At 54.6% G+C, this 2,077-nt stretch carries 3 protein-coding genes; 1 reads left to right on the forward strand and 2 read right to left on the reverse strand.

What is annotated here, in order from left to right:
• Nucleotides 1–313: 313 nt before the first annotated feature.
• Together AC3B8H_RS20655 and AC3B8H_RS20660 are read right to left on the reverse strand one after the other, a co-directional pair.
• The gene (locus AC3B8H_RS20655) at nucleotides 314–583 is read right to left on the reverse strand and encodes a BrnA antitoxin family protein (RefSeq protein WP_488443397.1); all 270 of its coding nucleotides are present in this window, start codon (nucleotides 581–583) and stop codon (nucleotides 314–316) included.
• A 290-nt stretch (nucleotides 584–873) separates the two neighbouring features.
• Entirely contained in the window at nucleotides 874–1,128 is a 255-nt protein-coding gene (locus AC3B8H_RS20660; RefSeq protein WP_488443398.1) for a hypothetical protein, read from the reverse strand.
• Nucleotides 1,129–1,268: 140 nt separating this feature from the next.
• On the opposite strand from AC3B8H_RS20660, the gene AC3B8H_RS20665 reads away from it, so the two are divergent.
• The gene (locus tag AC3B8H_RS20665; protein WP_488443399.1) at nucleotides 1,269–1,877 is read left to right on the forward strand and encodes a DUF938 domain-containing protein; all 609 of its coding nucleotides are present in this window, start codon (nucleotides 1,269–1,271) and stop codon (nucleotides 1,875–1,877) included.
• The last annotated feature ends 200 nt before the right edge of the window (nucleotides 1,878–2,077 follow it).

The raw sequence follows: 2,077 nt of genomic DNA on the forward strand, positions 1-2,077 counted from the left end.
CTGCGGTCAGCGTTGCGCTTGATGGCGTTGGCCTCCTTGTACAGGCCAAATTTTTGTTTTGTCGGATGCTCGACCAGTAAGCGGCGCAATTGCTGTTTGTTCCAGCCGTTGAGTCGCGACAGCAGGTCGCTGTGCTGGTTAGCGGCCATGACATTGGGTGATTAAGTTTTCTGCAGTCCGTTCCGGAAATTCCGTTTCAGGTAATCCAAAATTGAGGGTCTCCGCAAAAGCCTTTGGCGTATTTTGGCTTGGTTATGCAATTGTCGGCTCCCGGACTAGTCGAAATCGGGCTGTGCGTTTGAATGGAGATTCTTTACACTGGCGAATGCGTTTTCAGCCAATCCTTCAACGCATCGTTCATCCGCGTCTGCCAGCCTTTGCCGGTTGCTTTAAAGGCTTCTATCACCTCGGCGTCGTATCGCACCGTGAGTGTACGTTTGGGGCTGGCAATGGTGGGGCGGCCTCGGCGCACCAACTGGCTACCGGCGAACTCGTCGGCTCGCTCGAAAAATGGGTCATCAAGTTCCAGCGTATCGTCGGGATCAATCCAGTCGGCTGGCATATCGGTTTTTTTCGCGTTCATTGGCTTTTCGGATACTGATGATTCGGCGGGCTTCGCCACGCGGTGTCCAATATGCCTACCATTCGCTCAACGAGTTTGCCAACGGTGAAGTAGCGCGCTTCGGGATAGTCTTACCGCGTGTCTTCCAAGGTGAAATGTCGGCCACGGAATACCTCCGCGCGCGAGCAAAATCCAGTTTGCGTTCCAGCAAGGTTTTGCGGCGCTTAACAGGATCAAATTCAATCCACATGGAATTTATTGTTGTTACATTAAATGATGTCTGTCAAGCAATCACGGCGAAAACATCGAGATCAAGTCTGCGTCGTCACCCTTAATACTTTCTCCAGCCTAGCCGTGCCCTGCAGGACGTTGCCAACGCCGTCCATGGTTTGCACGCCTTCGGTGATAGCAGTTAAAAAGGTCAATCCAGCGGCGTTTTTGGCTAAATCGCGATAGCGATTTATGGCATAGCCGAAACGGACTTTAATGTCCCTAAACACTTGCGCGTCGTTGCCTATATTGGCGTATTTGGCATCGGCAATACTGAGTTGTTGATGCGGTTCCATGTGAGTTATCTTGAATTCGGGATCGATTGACTTTCAGAATACACCAACGCGTTCATTCTGCGGGGCGAAATTCCGTTCATGACGGTTAGACCTGATCAATAGCATAATAGCCGGCCTCGTACTCCCGACCTGAACCGCCGATGTCCGATAAGCCCTTTTCGCAAGCCTGCGAAAACAACAAAGACCCGATATTGCAGGTGTTAAAGACCGCGTTTTCCAAGCCGGCGACGGTGTGGGAAATCGGCAGCGGCACCGGCCAGCATGCATGCCATTTCGCCAGGCATTTGCCGCATCTGCAATGGCAGCCGACCGACCGCGCCGAGCATTTGCCAGGTATCGCGCTGTGGCGCGACGAAGCCGGACTCGACAATCTGCGTCCGGCCCTGGCCTTGGACGTCACCGACCCGGTCTGGCCGTGCACCGGCATTAATGCCTTGTTCTCCGCCAACACCTTGCACATCATGGGGCATGCCGAGGTCGAAGTGTTGTTCGAAAGATTGCGGACTTATCTAAATCCGGTTGCGACCGTATGCTTTTACGGCCCGTTCAATTACCAAGGCCGCTATACCAGCGACAGCAACGCCCGCTTCGACGAATGGCTAAAGCAGCGCGACTCGCGTAGCGGCATCAAGGATTACGAATGGATAGCCGACTTGGCGGCGGCGGCCGGCTTGACCGCGACGGACGACGTGGAAATGCCGGCCAACAATCGAACGCTGGTGTTCCGGTGCGGCAGCTCGGTCGGCTGATCGTGCCGTTCGCGGCCTTGTAGAAGGGCAAGAGGGGATTTCATTCATACAACGGGCGGGTGTGTTGTGGGCCGTTCTGGCGTCCACGTTGCTCTCAAGAAGCCGCCGGAGATGCCCCTGTCCATATTTATTGGATAATACCGCTGACCCAGTCGCGACGACCGCGCCAACGATCGGTCGGGTCAACAATCCGTCGCATC

It is taken from the genome of Methylomonas sp. BG-2 (genome assembly GCF_057766305.1).

Bases quoted from the DNA above. Each gene is read 5' to 3' on its own strand.
- AC3B8H_RS20655 (WP_488443397.1), bottom strand. From the start codon at position 583: ATGAACGCGAAAAAAACCGATATGCCAGCCGACTGGATTGATCCCGAC.
- AC3B8H_RS20665 (WP_488443399.1), top strand. From the start codon at position 1,269: ATGTCCGATAAGCCCTTTTCGCAAGCCTGCGAAAACAACAAAGACCCG.
- AC3B8H_RS20660 (WP_488443398.1), bottom strand. From the start codon at position 1,128: ATGGAACCGCATCAACAACTCAGTATTGCCGATGCCAAATACGCCAAT.